Genomic DNA, 695 nt, shown 5'->3' on the forward strand with positions numbered 1-695 from the left:
GGTCCCGGCGTTCCGTCCGGGGCGGACGCCGGGGAGGGCTCCCGGCGGGTGGGCGCCGGCGGCGATCCCGCGTCACCGGCGGCCGGGTCGGTGCTCCCCACCCGGGACGGGTCCGTCGGACCCGCCGGGGGCGTTGCGGCCGTCTCCGGTGGGCCGCTCACCCCACCACCCTCCACCACCCCGACCGTGGCGGGCGCCTCCGCGGCGGCGCGGCGGAAGCGGCGGCGGGTGGGGGGCTCCGCCTCCCGCAACTCCCGGAGCCGGTCCAGGCCGCCCATTCCCTCGATCCGGTCGTCGCGGTGACGCCGCGTCAACCACGACAGGCCCCGCACCCCGTGCGGGACCCCGGCCATCCTCGTCATCCCGGTCATCACCCTGCTCGCCCGGGCGCACCCGATGGTTCGCCCTGTGTCGTTCTCCTCGGCTCCGCCCCGGAAGGGGGCCGGTGCCCGGTCCCGCCCCGGCCCGGGCGGTTCCGGGGCGGAGCGGTGCGTGTGGTCGGTGCGGCCGGCGCTCCCGTCGCGCCGGCGCCGGTGCGTCGCCCCGGCCCGGTCCGCGCGCAGGCGGCACGGGCCGACGGGCGTCGCGGACCGTCGATGGGTACCCGGCCGACGGACCCCGCCCGTGCCTGTCCACGGGCGGGGCCCGGTCGTGCACCCGCCGGTGCTCGGGGACACCGGCGGGCGACCCGGGGG

1 pseudogene is annotated in these 695 nt (G+C 81.2%); it reads right to left on the bottom strand.

What is annotated here, in order from left to right:
* A pseudogene (locus FOE67_RS27645) lies at window positions 1–362 on the bottom strand (hypothetical protein); the annotation flags it as partial.
* Window positions 363–695 lie beyond the last annotated feature (333 nt).

The sequence above is a fragment of the Streptomyces calidiresistens genome, assembly GCF_014141525.1.
GTDB lineage: Bacteria > Actinomycetota > Actinomycetes > Streptomycetales > Streptomycetaceae > Streptomyces > Streptomyces calidiresistens.